Origin of the sequence: Lentimicrobium sp. L6, assembly GCF_013166655.1 — a bacterium.
Lineage (GTDB): Bacteria > Bacteroidota > Bacteroidia > Bacteroidales > UBA12170 > UBA12170.
In genome coordinates, this window is sequence record NZ_JABKCA010000059.1 from 1 (window position 1) to 16,908 (window position 16,908).

Consider the following 16,908-nt stretch of genomic DNA (forward strand, 5'->3'; position numbering starts at 1 on the left):
GATTGCTTACGCTTCGATTAAATTACACGAGACTTAAATGGGTAACCCTATTTTACAATATGAATTAGTGAATATCTTTTGCACCCTTTAGTGCTAGAAATTATTATTTATTCGACATTTGCCAAAAATTTTTAATATGATTGAAATTATAGGATATTTAGGCTCTTTGCTCGTTGCAATGGCCATGATTTTCAACTCTATTGTTCGCCTTCGTTGGTTTAGCTTGTTTGGAAGCACCTTATTTACCATTTATGGCTTTACTATAGGTGCTTATCCTGTTGGAGTTTTAAATGGCTTTATCGCATTAACCAATATTTATTATCTAATAAAAATGTACTCTACAAAAGAGTATTTTAGAACTTTAGAAATTAAAGCCAATAATTATTATTTAAAAGAATTTCTGGACTTCAATTTATCTGACATCCAAAAATTCTTCCCTGATTTCGAAATTAAAAATCATGATATCTCATTATTAGTATTGAGAAATATGCAGGTTGCGGGTGTATTCTTAGCCGATAAAAAAGGGGACGAAATCCATATCAAATTAGACTATGTCACCCCAAGTTATAGAGATTTTAAATTAGGGAAATATTTCTACCAACAGGAACAGTTTAAAAAAGAAGGTTTTAAAACTTTCAAAATAGGAAGCTATAGTAAAAAGCATAATCAGTATCTTAAAAAACTTGGTTTTGAGCTAGACAGCAGTAAAAAAACAAGTACTTTTATCAAGCCGATATAATTAATTCCTGCAAATTATAAAACACTTGTTAATGAAGCAATATCAAAACTCATCATTAAAGAATCTTCATACTTTTCACACAGAAGTATCCGCTAAAAAAGTCACTATTTTTCAAACTGAAGAAGAGGCTGTGGAGTATTTCAAACAAAATTCTAAATGCACTAAAAGATTAGTAATTGGAGAAGGAAGTAATTTGCTTTTCGTAAAAGATTTTGAAGGTGAATTATTAAAAATTGAAAACAAAGGTTTTGAAATTATTGAAACCAGAGCTCAATGGGTTTGGGTGAAAGCTGCGGCAGGTGAAAACTGGGACGATTTTGTGGCTTGGGCGGTAAAAAATGGTTTTGGAGGAGTTGAAAACCTCTCCTATATACCAGGAACAGTTGGAGCCTCGCCAGTGCAGAATATTGGAGCTTATGGAGTGGAAGTTCAAAATGTTTTTAATAGCCTAGAAGCAATAGATTTAAATAATGGACATAGGGTCAATTTCTATTTACATGAACTGGAGTTCGATTATCGATATAGTATTTTTAAAGGGCCACTAAAGAACAAATTCTTAGTGACATCAGTTGTTTTTAAACTCGACCGATACCCAAAAGTGAAACTGGACTATGGAAACCTCAGGGAGGAGGCTCTGAAAACAAGTAATAAGTCTTATGCAGATATTAAAAACGTAAGACAAGCTGTTATCAATATTAGAAAAAGTAAGTTACCTGAGCACAATGAGATTGGAAATGCAGGGAGTTTTTTCAAAAATCCAATTATCTGTAATAAAGAATTCGATTCTATTAAAGCATTGTATCCAAATATTGCGCATTATCCTTTAGAGAATGAGCAAACAAAGATTGCGGCAGCTTGGTTAATTGAAAATGCAGGTTTAAAAGGGTATACTATTGGTGATGCTGGAGTTCACCCTAATCATGCTTTGATAATAATAAACAAGGATAAGGCTACAGGTATAGAAATAGCAGAGCTTTCAAATCACATACAAAAGACAGTTTTTACAAAGTTCAAGGTACAATTAGAGCCAGAAGTGATAATCCTCTAGCTCTAGAATTCTTTTGTCAATCTTTTATTTAGAACCCTACACTTACCCCAACACTATAGAAAGGAGCCCAATCTGAATATGGTGAATTTCTATCCTGTAATACATCAAATAATATTTGACCATAAGCAAAAGTATTACGACCTATTCTTTGTGCAAACCCTCCTCCAAGGAAAATAAAAGGAACACCCTGTCTGTATTTTTCATTGTTTAATCTTGAGAGTTCGTAATTGATATAACTAAATTCGGCATGCAGATAAGCCATAGGTACAAAGCGAAACCTACTAAAAACACTACCCCCATAATTACTATAACTCTGACGACCATAACCATAATAATCGTAGCTGTTATATTCATACAAACCCGTAACACCAGTTGTAAGCTTAGGAGTGAGTTTATATCCTAACAATGGATTTATTCTAACCGAAGTAACAGAACCAAAACTAAACCCCAAACTACCTCCAATAATCACTTTATTCATTTTAAATGAAGACTTTTCCTTAGGTTTCTCTGCTTTATTTTTAGGCTGAACTTGGTGTTGATTCGCTTGCTCATGCTGAGCAGACTCATCTTTTACAAGAGTATCAGACTGTTGAGCCAGCACTGACAAACCAAAAGTAGCTAGTAAAATAATTATTAATAAGTTCTTCATAATATGTGGAATTAATAGATTTATTTTTCTAATTCTCTTTGTAAGATATCTTCAACCTCTTCAGTACATGAACCACAACCAGACATGGCTCCTGTTATATCCTCTATATCTTGCAGGGTCACTGCATCCTGTTTCTCTATAGCGTGAACGATTTCATGCTCGCTAACGCTCATACAATTGCAAATGATATTGTCTTCCATATTTTTTTAATTTTCGGCAAAGTTAATCATTTAGAATAATTCTAAAAGGATAATCCTTTAGACAAAAACAATTCTAAAACATCACTTACCTTCAAATCTTTACTGGGAATAATGTGCTTTGCTTGCTCATAAAAAGGATTTCTTTTTTTTAATAAAGCATCCACAAAACCGGGAAGTTCTTCATCAACTAACTCTGCAATTAGAGGTCGACCAGCTTTCCCTTGTTTTAAGCGACTGGCCAAAAAAGCACTATCTGCATATAGAAAAAGTGTCTCGCCTAGCTGATTCATTAAACTCATATTATCATGATAACATGCCAAACCACCACCTGTACTAATTACACCATTCTCAAGTTTACCAATCTTTTTTAGATGAGAATGTTCTTGAATACGAAACTCTTCCTCTCCCCATATATCAAACAGTTCGCTAATGGTCTTTCCTTCTTCACTTTCGATGGTTTCATCAATATCAATAAAATCATAATCCAGCTGACGAGCTAGTTTTTTTCCTAAGCTCGTCTTACCGCTCCCCATCATTCCAATTATAAAAATCAACATATAACAAAATTAGGAATTAATCTTTAGTTTAAAAAACCAAAAACAAGCAATTTTACTTTTCAAACCAGATATGATAAAGTATTAATAGCTAGCGGATAAAAGCAATATATTTTGTCTTAAAACACTTGGATTTCAGAAATATTTTGTAAATTTGCAGCCCGAAAGAGATATCAAATATCTATTTCGCTTATAATCAATACATTAAAATAATAATTTAAAATTTAACACGATGTTAAAACAGTACGAAACCGTTTTCATTATGACTCCCGTTTTATCTGAAGAACAGATGAAGGAAGCGGTAAACAAGTATCGTGACTTACTAAAAAGCCTAGGAGCTGATGTAGTACACGAAGAAAAATGGGGCTTGAAAAAGTTAGCCTATCCTATTCAAAAGAAATCAACAGGTTTCTATCACCTTTTCGAATATGTAGTAGAAGGTTCTCAAATTCGCGAATTCGAAATTGCTACAAAGCGCGACGAGAAAATGTTAAGATTCTTAACTGTATCTCTCGACAAACATGCTATTGCATATAATGAGAAGAAAAGAGCTCAGAAAAAAGAAAAGGCAACTGAAGCAGCTAGCTAAATTTTATTAATGGCTAAACGCCCCAAAAACTTTAAAAATGGCACAAAATAGTGAAATAAAATATTTGACCCCAATAGCGGTTGATACAAAGAAGAAAAAATACTGTCGTTTCAAGAAAAGCGGTATTAAGTATATCGATTACAAAGACGCCAACTTCCTTTTGAAATTTGTGAATGAACAAGGAAAAATTCTTCCTCGTCGTTTAACAGGTACTTCAACTAAATATCAAAAGAAAGTAGCTCAAGCAGTGAAAAGAGCTCGTCATTTGGCTTTAATGCCTTACGTAGGTGATTTATTAAAATAAGGAGGCAGTATTATGGATATTATATTAAAGAAAGACGTTACTAACTTGGGTTATACCAACGACATAGTAACTGTTAAATCAGGATACGCAAGAAACTATTTAATTCCTCAGGGATTTGCAATAGCTGCTAATGATAGCAATAGAAAAGTACTTGCCGAGAACTTAAAGCAAAAAGCATATAAAGAAGAGAAAATCAGAACAGTAGCTAGTGATAAAGCTAAGTTAGTGGAAGGTTTAACTGTTAAGATTGGAGCTAAGGCTGCAACAACAGGTAAAATCTTTGGTTCTGTTAATGACATTCAATTGGCTGATGCTATCAAAGAACAGCACAATCAAGAAATCGATCGTAAGATGATTACTATTGAAGGTGATGCTGTTAAAGAAGTTGGAACATACAAAGCCACTGTGAAATTCTATAAGGATATCACAGCTGAAATTAGTTTCGAAGTGATTGCAGAGTAAATCTGTTCAAGTTAAGTTATTCAGACCCGTTTCTATTGAGACGGGTTTTTTTTATAATTTAGTGTTATGGAAATAAGTAAATCTGAGATAAAACTCATCAACGCTATTAAAACAAGTCATGGTAGAAAAAAACATGGCGTATTCTTAGTTGAGGGTCCAAAGATGATTGAGGAGCTTCTGCAATCAAATTTTGACATAAAACTGTTAATTGCTACTGATAATTGGTATCTTGAAAACAATAAAATAGTTAACGAGCCTTTTGCACGAGTGGTGAAGAGTAAAGACTTAGAAAGAGTGAGTCAATTATCTACTGCAAACCAAGTTTTGGCTGTCGTCAACTCTCCTATGAGTAACGAACTACATATACCAAATGACGAGCTGATTCTTGTACTTGATACCATACAAGATCCTGGTAATTTAGGTACAATAATCCGCACGGCAGACTGGTTCGGCATCAATACTATCCTTTGTTCAAAAGAAACAACAGATGCATACAGCCCCAAGGTAGTTCAGTCATCCATGGGTTCTGTATTTAGAAAAAAAATTTACTATACTGAATTAAAAACGGCATTATCATCCAACTCACATCAGCTACCAATTTATGGAAGCCTCCTTCAAGGTGAAAATATCTATGAATTATCTTTGAATAAAAAAGGATTTATCGTTATTGGAAACGAATCAAAAGGAATCTCCAAAGAAATTCAAAAGCTGATTACTCAAGCTATTTATATACCACAAGCCGATAATTCCAAAGCAGAATCACTAAATGCTTCTATTGCAACTGGCATCATTTTATCCATCTTTTCTAAATAAGTTAAAAATAGTATCATTTTCAGCTCAAAAGTAGAAAAGCTTTATCTTTGTAAAAAAATAAATCATGATTCTTAAGTTAATATTAATCACCGTAGTTTTAATGGCTGTTGCCTTTGCTTTAATTGGAATAAAAATGTTTTTCGTTAAAGGAGCTGTATTTACAAAAACCTGTAGTTCAGATTTAGAAACGAGCCAAGGTAAAAAGATGAGCTGTATGTGTGAAAAGGATCCTGATTATGTATGTGAAAATTACGAATCACATCATGGTGCTGGAGCAAAAGCGCATTCTCATTAAAAAAAAAGCATAAAAAAAGCCTACTCGAACTGTAGGCTTAAGACTTATTCACTTCTCGAAACTTATTTCATTTGCTTTGTTAATTCTAAAGCTTGTTCTTTATAATAACTATTTGATTGCGAAATCATGGTAAATATCACATTGGCCTCCTGTTTCTTATTTTGTTTTACCAAGCACAAGCCTTTATACCATTGCGCTTGGTCATAAAACACATTTAAATAATTTGATATGACCTGATCAAACTTAAACTCAGCAACCTCGTACTCTCCTATTTCCATATGTGCCACCCCACTATAATATAAAGCGGTAACACTGGTAGGTAGCTGTTCAAAATAATCTATTGACTCCTCAAATTTATTATCTTCAAACAATACCAAGCCTTGTTCTAAAACACTATTACTATGCGTAGAACCACTACGAGTATTTAAAAACACTTCATCAGTATTATAATATTGATCAAATAATTTATCGGATGCTGAATTCTCATTTAGAAATACATAGCTGCCAAATAAAATGAGGGCAACAGCAGCAACTGATGCCACATAGGACCAGTGTCTTCTTAAACTAATCAACCTTTTATTGGAGTTTTTGCTTTTATGCGATTTACTAACTTTTTCTAATTGCCCCCTGAAAACTAACAATTCTTCATTACCAACATAAGTCATCAACTCTTTAGCCATCGCATATTCCTTTGCGAAATCAGAGTCTGATTCTATTAACCGATTAAAGTCAGTCAGTTCAAACTCCGAAAGTTCATTCAGGACTTTCTTTTGGATTAAATTTGTTTTTGACGCTTTCATAATAATTCTCTTGATTTAGGATCTTTTTTAATCATTTCAATCAGAGTCTCGAGACAGATCTTCTTTCTTTTTCTTATATAAGCATCGCTGGATAAATTTAGTTTATTGGCAATTTCAGCAGCTTTAAATCCGGCCATTACCAATTTGAGTATTTTCATACAAGAGTCAGGAATTAGATCGATATATTTTTGGAATAATTGCTCTTTTATTCCTTCAACCGCCAACCTTTCCTCTTCTTCAAAATCACTAGAAATAAATTCCAAATCTTTTAAATTATCTGCAAGAGGCAATGCATCTTTCGAACCTGTAGAGTAGTACTTAAATAGCGTAATTCTACAAACCGAATAGAAATAAGTAAAGAAAGAACTTTTTAATATTTGAAACTCTTCAGTTTTTAGTTTCTTGTAGATAACTACAAGAGAATCTTGAAAAATATCATAAGCAAGATCTTCATTCCCTCTTTTCGACAAAACCAAGGTTTTAATCGAATCGAAATAACTTTGATAGATAAATTGAAGTATAATATTATTACCACTTTTTATTCCATCTAGGATCTCATTTGTTGTATATTTCTCTTTCTTCACTTATTAATACTATTTTTTGTAAAAACGTACCCCTAAATTATTGATTATTTTTAATCTTTTTTTAAAAACTTTTACAAACGCCTGGATTACTGCATCTTATACAGATCCAAAAATATAGGCAAATGATCACTAAATCCTCCATGATATTTATACCCTATAAAAGTTCGATTCGGTTTTAATCCTAAAAACTTTTCATCTTTTTCTAAAAGATATGGCTCAGCAAAAATGGGATTTTGATGGAGGTTAATTTGTAATTGGTTATTGGACAAAAGTAAGAACTTTGAGACAATAAATTGATCTAAAATTCCCCAATTGGCTTGATATTTATGAGTTCCTTTTGATTTATCATTTACTAAAGGCAACATTACATTCACCATTCTTGAAGAACCCTCAGGGCTACCAGCCTCTAAATGAAGCCTTAAACTTTCATCTTCAGGTTCATCATTAAAATCCCCCATCACAAAAATAGAAGGTGTTAATTCTTCATTAAATATGGAATCTATTTTCACCCTTAAGATATCGGCCACATAATTTCGTTTTGGAGCCGATGCCATTTGACCTCCCCATCTACTAGGCCAGTGATTAACAAAAATATGAATTGTATCTTCATTAAATATTCTAAGCTTAACATAAAGAATATCACGAGTCTTTGTTTGTGGAGAAAAATGAAAATCAATCCGAACGGCTTCATGATAAATCAATTCTGCACGCTTAGGATCGAATAATAAACCAACATCAATACCTCTTCTATCAGGGCTTTCTTCATGAACAATTCTATAATCAAATTTTGAAAACGGAGTCTTGTAAACCAATTGGTTCAATACAAACCGATTTTCTATCTCGCATAAGCCGATAATTGCAGGCGGGTATGGATTTCCAACAGCTACTATTGTTTTATAAATATTACTGAGTTTATCTTGATACTTATACCAAGACCAATGCTTCGCCCCTTCCTCTGTAAACTCTTCATCACTCGTTAAACTATCGTCAAAAGGGTCGAATAGATTCTCAACATTATAAAACATCATTCTTAAACTATCTTGAGGATGCCTATCTAATTCCTCTTGAGAAAATACAAAGCCATTTAAAAAAATAGCCTGGATAAAAAGTATTATCCTTATTATTTGTTTTATATTTGACATAGTTTCTACTAATGTAATACTGCCAATAATAAATCTAAATCGCGGTAATTAAAGCCAAATTTTTTCCCAACCCTATTATTAGTTATAATACCATTAAAGACATAAACACCATTTCTAATTCCTGCATTTCGCTTTAAATACTGGGAAACCCCTCCTGCATCAGCCATTTCTAGTAATAAAGGAGTAAAAAAGTTAGAGAGGGCATTAGAAGCTGTATAGGCCACACGAGAGGCAATATTTGGTACTCCATAATGTGTAACTCCAAACTTTTGATAAACGGGATCTTTGTGACAAGTTGGACGAGAAGTTTCGAAAGCCCCACCTTGGTCTATACTAATATCCATTATGACAGAGCCTTTTCTCATATTCTCTACCATATAGCTTGGAACCATATAATGACTTCCAGTCTCTTTTACACGTAGTGCTCCTATGGCTACATCCGCATCCTTTAAAGCCTTCATTAAAACCTGAGGCTGTATAGTTGATGTAAATATATTCTGCTTTAGATTGTTCTGAATCCTCCGAAGTTTATAAATGGAATTATCAAAAATCTTTACCTGAGCCCCCATTCCAATGGCGGAACGAGCGGCATATTCACTAACAGTTCCTGCACCAATAATAACGATTTCGGCAGGTTTTAAACCAGGAACCCCCCCAAGCATAGTACCATTTCCATAATCTGGATGAGATAAATAATGAGCTGCAATTTGAACTCCAGCACTTCCTACAATTTCGCTCATGGAACGAATGAGAGGATACGCCTTGGTGCTGTCTTTTATTCTCTCAAAGGCAATAGCTGTAGCTTTTTTCTCAATAAAATCGGCAAAATACTCTCTTTTCTGATTAAATAATTGAAGGGATGTAACCAATAATTGATTCTTTCGAATCAGGCTTCTCTCTTTTGGGGATAATGGACTTACTTTTAGAAGAATTTGAGCCTCCATTACCTCTTCTGTTGTTTCTATAATTTCGGCTCCCTGCTCAGAATAATCCACGTTAGAATGGCCTGATTTAAGACCAGCATTGGATTGAACCAGTACTTTATGACCTAGTTCCACCAATAGACCTACTGATTCTGGTGTCAGACAAACTCTATTCTCACCCTCCTCTGTTTCGCTAAGCACGCCAATACTAATATTTGATTTTTGGTGCCCAACTTCTAGCATCTCTTCTTTGGGTAGTAATTGCGATGAAATATTTATCAATCCTTCTTCAGAAACCATATACGATATTTTGAGAGCTATTTTTTTTTAAACTTCCCATTTAATTATTCTATCTCCGGTTAGCTCATCTTCCTTAATTTTCAAATATACGCATTCTTCAGGTAAAAGTTTCTCCACTTTTTCCGGCCACTCCATCAAACATAGATTTCCGCTCTCCAAATAATCGTAAATACCAATATCTAGGGCCTCCTGATAAGTTTCCAAACGATAAAAATCAAAATGAAAAACAATATCCCCTTTTAAGGTATCATATTGATTAATAATAGAAAATGTTGGACTATTAACGATCCCATCTACTTGTAAGAACTCACAAATGGCTTTGATGAATGTGGTTTTTCCCGCTCCCATTTCGCCTTTAAAAGCAACTATCTTATGCTCTCCAAGCGATTTTATTAGGCTTTGAGCTATCTTTGAAAGATCCGAAGGACCTTCAGCTTTGAATTCATATTTTGACATGGGGCAAATTAAATAAAAAAAGCAAAGGGATATCCAGTTTTTGACACAAAAAAAAGGAAATGAATAACTCATTCCCTTTTCTTTATTTTATTGTGCCAATTATTTGCTTCGCAAACGAATAATAGGAATCAATAACTCCTCCATGGATATACCACCATGCTGGAAGGTATTCTTATAGTAATTAGCATAATGATTGAAATTATTACGATACGCAAAGAAATCATTTGTCTTTGCAAAAATGTATCCATCATTAATATGTGTCTTTGGGAGAAATACATCCTTGGGTTCTCTAACTTCATAAACATCTTTGGCTTTGTAATTTAGACTTTTTCCAACTTTATATCTCAAATTGGTATTGGTTAGTTTATCTCCAATGACTTGTACCGGGTTCTGAACCCTAATACTACCATGATCTGTTGTTATGACCACATTTACATCTTTTTTGGATAAGTATTTAAACATATCATATAATGGAGAATGTTCAAACCAACTCACCGTTAAAGATCGGTAAGCTGCTTCATCATCGGCAAGTTCTCTGATGATTTCCATTTCGGTTCGAGCATGTGAAAGCATGTCTACAAAATTATAGACAATCACATTCAAGTCATTATTCATTAAGTTTGGAAGTGAATCGACCACTTTTCGACCAAAACTCATATTGAGAACTTTGTGATAAGAGTATTTGTCCTGTCTACCAAAACGCTTCAGCAACTCGCCCATTAGTTGAGATTCGAATTGGTTTTTCGATCCCTCATCGTGCTCTCCTAACCAATATTGAGGATATTTCTTTTCTATTTCTGAAGGTAATAACCCAGAGAACAAAGCATTACGAGCATATTGAGTCGTACTTGGGAGAATACTATAATACAGTTCCTCTTCTTCAATTCGGAAAAGTTCCTCAAAAAAGGGCTGAATGGTTTTCCATTGATCATATCTTAAATTATCAATGATAAATAAGAAAGTAGGTTTATCATCTTTAACAGCTGGTAATACTTTCTTCTTCATCAAAGTATGCGACAATACAGGTGCGTCTGAACTATTCCCACTTAACCAACCTTCATATTCACTCATCACAAATTTTGAGAACTGATTATTGGCGTCGTCCTTTTGCATTTTCAGCACTTCATCCATACCATTATCTCTCGATTTACTCAAACTCAGCTCCCAATGAACCAATTTCTTGTAAATCTCAATCCACTCCTTATGATTTAAACGATTACCTATTTCCATACTCAAAGCCTGAAACTGCTGCTGATAAGCCATGGTGGTTTTCTCCGAAACAATTTTTCTATTATCGAGGTTCTTTTTTAAGCAAAGAAGAATTTGATTAGGCTTAACGGGCTTTATCAAATAATCAGCGATATTTGATCCTATAGCCTCCTCCATGATAGATTCTTCTTCACTTTTTGTAATCATCACAATTGGTAAAGAAGGTGACTTTATTTTCAATCTCTCTAAAGTTTCAATACCACTTAACCCTGGCATATTTTCATCCAAAAATACAATATCGAAATCCGTTTCATCAACCAAATCAAGCGCTTCACTCCCATCATTAGCAGTACCAACCTCATAACCTTTTTGTTCCAAGAACATAATGTGGGGTTTCAAAAGATCTATCTCATCATCAACCCATAATATTTTAGTGCCCATATTTTTTCTTTCTATTAAAAACATAAAATTAGCGATTTATTGCATGGATTTTACTCAACAAAAACAACAATCATATATAGAGCTGAATTACAGATACTTGATCCTTGTTAAGATTTGTTAATGCTTCTTATCAATTCTCTATTATTCGTTTATAAGAACAAAGAAATACGTAATTTGCAGATTCATTCGAAAACTATGAATACAAACAAGCTTAAAATATTTAACGATCCAATATATGGCTTTATCCAAATAAGTGATGAATCTATTTATGATATTATAGAGCACCCCTATTTTCAAAGGTTAAGAAGAATAAATCAGTTGGGATTAACTTATATGGTCTACCCTGGTGCAATTCATACTCGTTTCCAGCATAGTATGGGAGCAATGAATCTGATGAAAAGCACCTTACTAAGTTTGAAAGATAAAGGAATCAACATTAGCACCGAGGAGGTGTTAGCTGCTCAACAAGCCATTCTTCTGCATGATATTGGTCATGGGCCTTTCTCCCATACTCTAGAGCGCCACCTATTATACCGAACCAGCCACGAAAAAGTAGGTTCCTTGTTATTAGAAGCCATTAATAAGGATCTCGGTGGCATATTAGATACGGCCATCGCTATTAATAAAAACTCCTATCATAAGAAGTTCCTTCATCAATTGGTCAGTAGTCAATTAGATATGGATAGGCTCGACTATTTAAAAAGAGATAGTTATTTCACTGGTGTAAGTGAAGGAGTTATTGGAACCGATAGGCTAATCAAAATGCTCAATGTTATAGATGACCAATTAGTGGTAGAGGCCAAAGGGATATATTCTGTAGAAAAGTTCTTGGTCGCTAGAAGAATCATGTATTGGCAAGTATACTTACATAAAACTGTTCTCAGTGCTGAACAACTGTTGATTGAAATAATTAAAAGAGCAAGAGTTTTATCAAAAACCGATTCTAGAATCAGTTCTAGTCCAGAATTAAATCTTTTTCTTAGAAATAAGATAGATGCTGAACAATTAATAGAAAAGGATTTATTATCCAAATTTGCCAGCATTGATGACTTTGATATTATGTTCGCCATTAAAGAATGGTCCAAACATAAAGATAAAACACTAAGTTTATTATGTAAAAACATTTTAGAAAGACATATTCCAAAGGTTATTATCCAGAAAGAAAAATTCGACCAAAATGCTATTCAAAAGTTAAAGAAAAAAGTAGCTAAAACTTATGAAATAAGCATAGATGAGGCCGCTCATTTCGTATATAGCGGTATTGCTAGCAATAGAGCTTACAACCAAAAGGCGGATAAAATTTTCATTCAAGAAAAAAACAGAACACTGGTAGACATCACAACAGCCTCTGACAACTTCAATATCAGAAGCTTATCGGCTCCTGTTAGTAAGTTCTATTTATGCTATCCCAAAGAATTCCATATTGGAGACACTAAGATTTAGCATTTTTTTAGTTTAGGCAATTTTGAATATATTTGCCCCAAATTCGAAAACTAACACATATGAAGTTTACTGCCGCGCAGATCGCAGGTGTATTAGAAGGCAAAGTGGTTGGAGATGAAAACATAGAGGTGCATGACTTATCAAAAATAGAAGATGGTCAGCCAGGAACCCTTAGTTTTTTAGCTAATCCTAAATATACAAAGCATGTTTATACCACTAAAGCAAGCATTATCATCGTAAATGAAGATTTTATTGCAGAAAAGGAAGTCCCTTGTGCTTTAATTAAGGTTAAAAATGCATATGTTGCATTTTCTACATTATTAGATCTGTACAAAGAAGCTACTAATCAAAAAACAGGAATTTCGTCTCAAGCCTTTATTGCTGAATCTGCCCAAATTGGAAAAAACGTATATATTGGCGAATATGCTGTTATTTCTGAAAATTGTGTTATTGGGGATGGAAGCAAAATATATCCACAAGCTTATATTGGAGACAACACTAAATTGGGTAAAGATTGTATTTTATTTGCGGGAGCCAAGGTATATAATGATTGCAAAATTGGAGATTCTTGTACCTTCCATTCTGGTGTTATCATAGGAAGTGATGGCTTTGGATTTGCCCCACAAGATGATAAAAATTACAAAAAAGTAGCCCAGATAGGCAATGTTATTATAGAAGATTTCGTTGAGGTAGGAAGTAACACTACTATCGATAGGGCCACCCTAGGATCTACTGTAATAAGAAAAGGTGTAAAATTAGATAATCTAATTCAGATTGCTCATAATGTAGAAATCGGAGAAAACACTGTAATTGCAGCTCAAACAGGAGTATCGGGAAGTACTAGAATAGGTAAAAACTGTATGATAGGCGGTCAAGTTGGTATAACAGGCCATTTAGTTATTGGAGATGGAGTGATGATAGCTGCTCAAAGTGGAGTGAGCTCAAATGTTAAAGATGGTAAAGTCATTCAAGGTTCCCCAGCTTATGATATTGCTCCATATAGAAAATCATATGTATATTATAAGAGACTTCCAGATATTGTGAAGCGTATTGATGAGCTAGAAAAGCAGCTTAAAAATTCAAAAAACTCGTAAAGAGATTTTTTCTTAAATTTGCGGCTATTTTAATTGAAAACCAGAATGTTTTCATCAAATAGCTTGATATAAAAATTAGCATAAAGTATTTATGGAAAAACAACGTACCATTAAAAGAGAAGTAAGCATCTCTGGAACCGGATTGCATACCGGACAAGAAGTAACCATAGCATTCAAGCCAGCAGCAGAAGGTTATGGTTATCGATTTGTAAGAACAGATGTGAACGAAGATATCGAAATTAAAGCCTTAGTTGACTATGTAGTAGATACTTCTAGAGGAACTACTTTAGAATACAAAGGTTCTAAAGTTTATACCATCGAACATGTTTTAGCTGCTTTGGTAGGATTGCAGATAGATAATGTTAGAATTGAAATGAATGGTGCAGAAACTCCAATTCTTGATGGAAGCTCAAGATTATATATTGAGAAATTAGAAGATGCTGGAATAGAAGAACAAGAAGCCGAAAGAGAATATTACGAGCTCACCGAGAATATTAGCTATCAGAATGCTGATGAAAAAGTTGAATATATCGCCATTCCAAGCGACGAATTCAAAGTTTCAGTGATGATAGATTACGAAAGTGAAGTTTTAGGAACTCAACATGCCAATATGTATCATATTGGAGAATTTAAAAAAGAGATATCCAAAGCAAGAACCTTCGTATTTCTCCATGAACTAGAGTTTCTATTAAAAAACAACTTGATAAAAGGTGGTGATCTTGCTAATGCTATTGTTTATGTAGAAAAACAAGTAGAACAAGATGAACTCAACCGCTTGGCTGAATTATTTAACAAACCTGTTGTTAATGTAACTGAAAAAGGATACTTAAACAACCTGGAACTTTTTGCAAATAATGAGCCAGCCCGTCACAAATTATTAGATGTAATAGGTGATCTTGCATTAATCGGAAAACCTATTAAAGCACATATCATTGCCACTCGACCTGGACATAAGAACAATACTGCTTTTGCCAAAATCCTTAAAAAAAGACAGAAAGATGAAGAGAGCAAGAAAAACATGCCCACTTTCTCATCTGATGTAAAACCACTTTTCGATATCAATGATATCATGAAAAAGCTTCCTCATCGTCCTCCATTCTTACTTATTGACAAGATTATGGAGATGAGCGATACTCATGTTATTGGAAGTAAGAATGTGACCATGAACGAGGATTTTTTCGTAGGTCACTTTCCTGGAAACCCAGTAATGCCGGGTGTATTGCAAATTGAAGCGATGGCCCAAACTGGGGGAATCTTAGTTTTAAGCACGGTTCCCGATCCTGAAAACTATATCACTTTATTTATGAAAATTGATAAAGTAAAATTTCGTAATCAAGTTGTGCCAGGTGATACTCTAAATTTCAGTTTAAAATTACTAACCCCTATCAGAAGAGGACTTTGCCACATGGGTGGAATAGCTTATGTAGGAAATAAAGTAGTAATGGAAGCCGAAATGTTAGCGCAAATAGTGAAGATAAAATAAAAATACAAGATAATGAATCAACCCTTAGCATACGTTCATCCTCAGGCAAAACTTGCAAGTAATGTAGTGATAGAGCCTTTTGTAAATATTGAAAAGAATGTAATCATTGGAGAAGGCACATGGATTGGATCGAATGTTACTATCATGGAAGGAGCACGAATTGGGAAAAATTGTAAGATTTTTCCTGGTGCAGTGATTTCTGCTATCCCTCAGGATTTAAAATACGATGGTGAAGAGACCCTAGTAAAAATAGGTGACAACACCACCATTAGAGAATTTGTGACCGTAAATAGAGGTACTAAAGCCAATATGGAAACCATAGTTGGAAATAACTGTCTGCTTATGGCTTATGTGCATATTGCTCATGATTGTATCGTTGGCGACAATGTAATCCTAGCTAATGGAGCAACTTTGGCAGGCCACATAGATATTCACGATTGGGCTATCATTGGTGGCCTAGCAGCTGTACACCAATTTGTACAAGTAGGAAAACACGCCATGATTAGTGGTGGTGGAATGGCTCGTAAAGATGTTCCTCCTTATACTAAAGCAGGTCGCGAACCTCTTTCATACGTTGGTATCAACTCCGTTGGTTTACGCAGAAGAGGATTTACACCAGAACAAATTCAGCAGATTCAAGAAATCTACAGAATTATTTATTTAAAGAATAAAAATGTATCTCAGGCTGTCAATTATATTGAAGCAACTATTCCTGCAACACCTGAGAGAGACGAAATATTAACTTTTATTGCAAAATCAACTCGTGGTATCATGAGGGGATATTCAAGATTTTTATAAAATACAATTATGGCAAACACTTCAGATTTCAAAAACGGATTAGTTATTGAATTTAATGGAAACTTATTCTCTATTGTTGAATTTCAACATGTAAAACCTGGTAAAGGACCAGCTTTTGTGAGAACAAAACTAAAAAATCTAAAAACTGGGAAAGTTATTCCTAATACTTTTACATCTGGTGTTAAAATTAATATCCAAAGAGTAGAAAGAAGAAGCTACCAATACCTTTACAAAGAAGGTCAAGATATGCACTTCATGAATAATGAAACTTTTGAACAAACATTTTTAGATGAAGCTCTTGTTGGAGCTCCAGGAGCGTTTTTGAAAGAAGGTCAGAATGTTGAGATTTTAATTCATGCAGAAACTGAATCACCCCTCACTGTAGACCTTCCACCTTATGTAACTCTTGAAATTACCTATACTGAACCAGGAGAAAGAGGGAATACAGCTACCAACACTTTAAAAGATGCTACAGTTGAAACTGGAGCTACCGTTAGAGTTCCTCTATTCATCAATACTGGTGAATTGATCAAAGTAGATACCAGAAATGGTGAGTATTCTGAAAGAGTTAAAGCTTAGTGA

Annotated in this window: 21 protein-coding genes; 12 read left to right on the top strand and 9 right to left on the bottom strand. The window is 34.0% G+C overall.

Going from position 1 to position 16,908, the window contains the following annotated elements:
- Window positions 1-136 precede the first annotated feature (136 nt).
- Entirely contained in the window at window positions 137-739 is a 603-nt protein-coding gene (locus HNS38_RS14460; protein ID WP_172281425.1) for a hypothetical protein, read from the top strand.
- A 31-nt stretch (window positions 740-770) separates the two neighbouring features.
- The gene (gene murB / locus HNS38_RS14465; protein WP_172281427.1) at window positions 771-1,787 is read left to right on the top strand and encodes a UDP-N-acetylmuramate dehydrogenase; all 1,017 of its coding nucleotides are present in this window, start codon (window positions 771-773) and stop codon (window positions 1,785-1,787) included.
- A 28-nt stretch (window positions 1,788-1,815) separates the two neighbouring features.
- On the opposite strand, the gene HNS38_RS14470 is transcribed toward murB, so the two are convergent.
- From HNS38_RS14470 to HNS38_RS14480, 3 genes are read right to left on the bottom strand one after another with little or no spacing between them, the layout of a single operon-like run.
- Window positions 1,816-2,436, bottom strand: a complete 621-nt coding sequence (locus HNS38_RS14470) for a hypothetical protein (RefSeq protein ID WP_172346642.1) — start codon at window positions 2,434-2,436, stop codon at window positions 1,816-1,818.
- A 20-nt stretch (window positions 2,437-2,456) separates the two neighbouring features.
- Window positions 2,457-2,636 carry a (2Fe-2S)-binding protein gene (locus HNS38_RS14475; RefSeq protein WP_256367542.1) on the bottom strand — a complete coding sequence of 60 codons (180 nt, stop codon included), beginning with the start codon at window positions 2,634-2,636 and terminating at the stop codon, window positions 2,457-2,459.
- Between the two features lie 41 nt (window positions 2,637-2,677).
- The gene (locus HNS38_RS14480) at window positions 2,678-3,193 is read right to left on the bottom strand and encodes a shikimate kinase (RefSeq protein WP_172281433.1); all 516 of its coding nucleotides are present in this window, start codon (window positions 3,191-3,193) and stop codon (window positions 2,678-2,680) included.
- Window positions 3,194-3,422: 229 nt separating this feature from the next.
- On the opposite strand from HNS38_RS14480, the gene rpsF reads away from it, so the two are divergent.
- The 5 genes from rpsF to HNS38_RS14505 all read left to right on the top strand — a co-directional run bounded on the left by rpsF (window position 3,423) and on the right by HNS38_RS14505 (window position 5,653).
- Entirely contained in the window at window positions 3,423-3,779 is a 357-nt protein-coding gene (rpsF, locus tag HNS38_RS14485; RefSeq protein WP_172281436.1) for a 30S ribosomal protein S6, read from the top strand.
- A gap of 37 nt (window positions 3,780-3,816) precedes the next feature.
- Window positions 3,817-4,083, top strand: coding sequence for a 30S ribosomal protein S18 (rpsR, locus tag HNS38_RS14490; RefSeq protein ID WP_172281438.1), 267 nt, complete (start codon window positions 3,817-3,819; stop codon window positions 4,081-4,083).
- 12 nt (window positions 4,084-4,095) lie between these two features.
- Window positions 4,096-4,545 (top strand): 50S ribosomal protein L9, encoded by a 450-nt coding sequence (rplI, locus tag HNS38_RS14495; RefSeq protein ID WP_172281440.1) that lies wholly within the window; start codon window positions 4,096-4,098, stop codon window positions 4,543-4,545.
- 66 nt (window positions 4,546-4,611) lie between these two features.
- Window positions 4,612-5,358: an RNA methyltransferase gene (locus HNS38_RS14500; protein ID WP_172281442.1), complete on the top strand. Its 747-nt coding sequence runs from the start codon at window positions 4,612-4,614 to the stop codon at window positions 5,356-5,358.
- 64 nt (window positions 5,359-5,422) lie between these two features.
- On the top strand, window positions 5,423-5,653 hold the full coding sequence (locus tag HNS38_RS14505; RefSeq protein ID WP_172281445.1) for a hypothetical protein: 231 nt from the start codon (window positions 5,423-5,425) through the stop codon (window positions 5,651-5,653).
- Window positions 5,654-5,715: 62 nt separating this feature from the next.
- On the opposite strand, the gene HNS38_RS14510 is transcribed toward HNS38_RS14505, so the two are convergent.
- From HNS38_RS14510 to HNS38_RS14535, 6 genes are all read right to left on the bottom strand, one after another.
- The gene (locus HNS38_RS14510; protein ID WP_172281448.1) at window positions 5,716-6,453 is read right to left on the bottom strand and encodes a tol-pal system YbgF family protein; all 738 of its coding nucleotides are present in this window, start codon (window positions 6,451-6,453) and stop codon (window positions 5,716-5,718) included.
- The gene (locus tag HNS38_RS14515; protein ID WP_172281450.1) at window positions 6,450-7,037 is read right to left on the bottom strand and encodes an RNA polymerase sigma factor; all 588 of its coding nucleotides are present in this window, start codon (window positions 7,035-7,037) and stop codon (window positions 6,450-6,452) included. Before HNS38_RS14515 ends, HNS38_RS14510 begins: the two co-directional genes overlap by 4 nt.
- An 86-nt stretch (window positions 7,038-7,123) precedes the next feature.
- Window positions 7,124-8,179 (bottom strand): endonuclease, encoded by a 1,056-nt coding sequence (locus HNS38_RS14520; protein ID WP_172281453.1) that lies wholly within the window; start codon window positions 8,177-8,179, stop codon window positions 7,124-7,126.
- A gap of 8 nt (window positions 8,180-8,187) precedes the next feature.
- Window positions 8,188-9,402, bottom strand: coding sequence for an alanine dehydrogenase (locus HNS38_RS14525; RefSeq protein WP_172281456.1), 1,215 nt, complete (start codon window positions 9,400-9,402; stop codon window positions 8,188-8,190).
- Between the two features lie 27 nt (window positions 9,403-9,429).
- Complete coding sequence (gene tsaE, locus HNS38_RS14530; protein WP_172281458.1) at window positions 9,430-9,858, bottom strand: tRNA (adenosine(37)-N6)-threonylcarbamoyltransferase complex ATPase subunit type 1 TsaE; 429 nt, start codon at window positions 9,856-9,858, stop codon at window positions 9,430-9,432.
- A gap of 99 nt (window positions 9,859-9,957) precedes the next feature.
- Window positions 9,958-11,532 carry a bifunctional response regulator/alkaline phosphatase family protein gene (locus HNS38_RS14535; RefSeq protein WP_216663735.1) on the bottom strand — a complete coding sequence of 525 codons (1,575 nt, stop codon included), beginning with the start codon at window positions 11,530-11,532 and terminating at the stop codon, window positions 9,958-9,960.
- 171 nt (window positions 11,533-11,703) lie between these two features.
- On the opposite strand from HNS38_RS14535, the gene HNS38_RS14540 reads away from it, so the two are divergent.
- The 5 genes from HNS38_RS14540 (at window position 11,704) to efp (ending at window position 16,905) form a co-directional block, all read left to right on the top strand.
- Window positions 11,704-12,951, top strand: coding sequence for an HD domain-containing protein (locus tag HNS38_RS14540; RefSeq protein WP_172346643.1), 1,248 nt, complete (start codon window positions 11,704-11,706; stop codon window positions 12,949-12,951).
- Between the two features lie 59 nt (window positions 12,952-13,010).
- Window positions 13,011-14,045: a UDP-3-O-(3-hydroxymyristoyl)glucosamine N-acyltransferase gene (gene lpxD / locus HNS38_RS14545; RefSeq protein ID WP_172281462.1), complete on the top strand. Its 1,035-nt coding sequence runs from the start codon at window positions 13,011-13,013 to the stop codon at window positions 14,043-14,045.
- A 91-nt stretch (window positions 14,046-14,136) separates the two neighbouring features.
- Window positions 14,137-15,528 carry a bifunctional UDP-3-O-[3-hydroxymyristoyl] N-acetylglucosamine deacetylase/3-hydroxyacyl-ACP dehydratase gene (locus HNS38_RS14550; protein WP_172346644.1) on the top strand — a complete coding sequence of 464 codons (1,392 nt, stop codon included), beginning with the start codon at window positions 14,137-14,139 and terminating at the stop codon, window positions 15,526-15,528.
- A 12-nt stretch (window positions 15,529-15,540) separates the two neighbouring features.
- A complete protein-coding gene (lpxA, locus tag HNS38_RS14555; RefSeq protein WP_172281466.1) occupies window positions 15,541-16,326 on the top strand; it encodes an acyl-ACP--UDP-N-acetylglucosamine O-acyltransferase in 786 nt (261 codons plus the stop codon).
- Window positions 16,327-16,335: 9 nt separating this feature from the next.
- Window positions 16,336-16,905, top strand: a complete 570-nt coding sequence (efp, locus tag HNS38_RS14560; protein WP_172281468.1) for an elongation factor P — start codon at window positions 16,336-16,338, stop codon at window positions 16,903-16,905.
- Window positions 16,906-16,908: the final 3 nt, after the last annotated feature.

Excerpts from the sequence above, each read along its gene's own strand:
- HNS38_RS14460 (WP_172281425.1), top strand. The coding sequence starts at position 137 with ATGATTGAAATTATAGGATATTTAGGCTCTTTGCTCGTTGCAATGGCC.
- murB (WP_172281427.1), top strand. The coding sequence starts at position 771 with ATGAAGCAATATCAAAACTCATCATTAAAGAATCTTCATACTTTTCAC.
- HNS38_RS14470 (WP_172346642.1), bottom strand. The coding sequence starts at position 2,436 with ATGAAGAACTTATTAATAATTATTTTACTAGCTACTTTTGGTTTGTCA.
- HNS38_RS14475 (WP_256367542.1), bottom strand. The coding sequence starts at position 2,636 with ATGGAAGACAATATCATTTGCAATTGTATGAGCGTTAGCGAGCATGAA.
- HNS38_RS14480 (WP_172281433.1), bottom strand. The coding sequence starts at position 3,193 with ATGTTGATTTTTATAATTGGAATGATGGGGAGCGGTAAGACGAGCTTA.
- rpsF (WP_172281436.1), top strand. The coding sequence starts at position 3,423 with ATGTTAAAACAGTACGAAACCGTTTTCATTATGACTCCCGTTTTATCT.
- rpsR (WP_172281438.1), top strand. The coding sequence starts at position 3,817 with ATGGCACAAAATAGTGAAATAAAATATTTGACCCCAATAGCGGTTGAT.
- rplI (WP_172281440.1), top strand. The coding sequence starts at position 4,096 with ATGGATATTATATTAAAGAAAGACGTTACTAACTTGGGTTATACCAAC.
- HNS38_RS14500 (WP_172281442.1), top strand. The coding sequence starts at position 4,612 with ATGGAAATAAGTAAATCTGAGATAAAACTCATCAACGCTATTAAAACA.
- HNS38_RS14505 (WP_172281445.1), top strand. The coding sequence starts at position 5,423 with ATGATTCTTAAGTTAATATTAATCACCGTAGTTTTAATGGCTGTTGCC.
- HNS38_RS14510 (WP_172281448.1), bottom strand. The coding sequence starts at position 6,453 with ATGAAAGCGTCAAAAACAAATTTAATCCAAAAGAAAGTCCTGAATGAA.
- HNS38_RS14520 (WP_172281453.1), bottom strand. The coding sequence starts at position 8,179 with ATGTCAAATATAAAACAAATAATAAGGATAATACTTTTTATCCAGGCT.
- HNS38_RS14525 (WP_172281456.1), bottom strand. The coding sequence starts at position 9,402 with ATGGTTTCTGAAGAAGGATTGATAAATATTTCATCGCAATTACTACCC.
- tsaE (WP_172281458.1), bottom strand. The coding sequence starts at position 9,858 with ATGTCAAAATATGAATTCAAAGCTGAAGGTCCTTCGGATCTTTCAAAG.
- HNS38_RS14535 (WP_216663735.1), bottom strand. The coding sequence starts at position 11,532 with ATGTTTTTAATAGAAAGAAAAAATATGGGCACTAAAATATTATGGGTT.
- HNS38_RS14540 (WP_172346643.1), top strand. The coding sequence starts at position 11,704 with ATGAATACAAACAAGCTTAAAATATTTAACGATCCAATATATGGCTTT.
- lpxD (WP_172281462.1), top strand. The coding sequence starts at position 13,011 with ATGAAGTTTACTGCCGCGCAGATCGCAGGTGTATTAGAAGGCAAAGTG.
- HNS38_RS14550 (WP_172346644.1), top strand. The coding sequence starts at position 14,137 with ATGGAAAAACAACGTACCATTAAAAGAGAAGTAAGCATCTCTGGAACC.
- lpxA (WP_172281466.1), top strand. The coding sequence starts at position 15,541 with ATGAATCAACCCTTAGCATACGTTCATCCTCAGGCAAAACTTGCAAGT.
- efp (WP_172281468.1), top strand. The coding sequence starts at position 16,336 with ATGGCAAACACTTCAGATTTCAAAAACGGATTAGTTATTGAATTTAAT.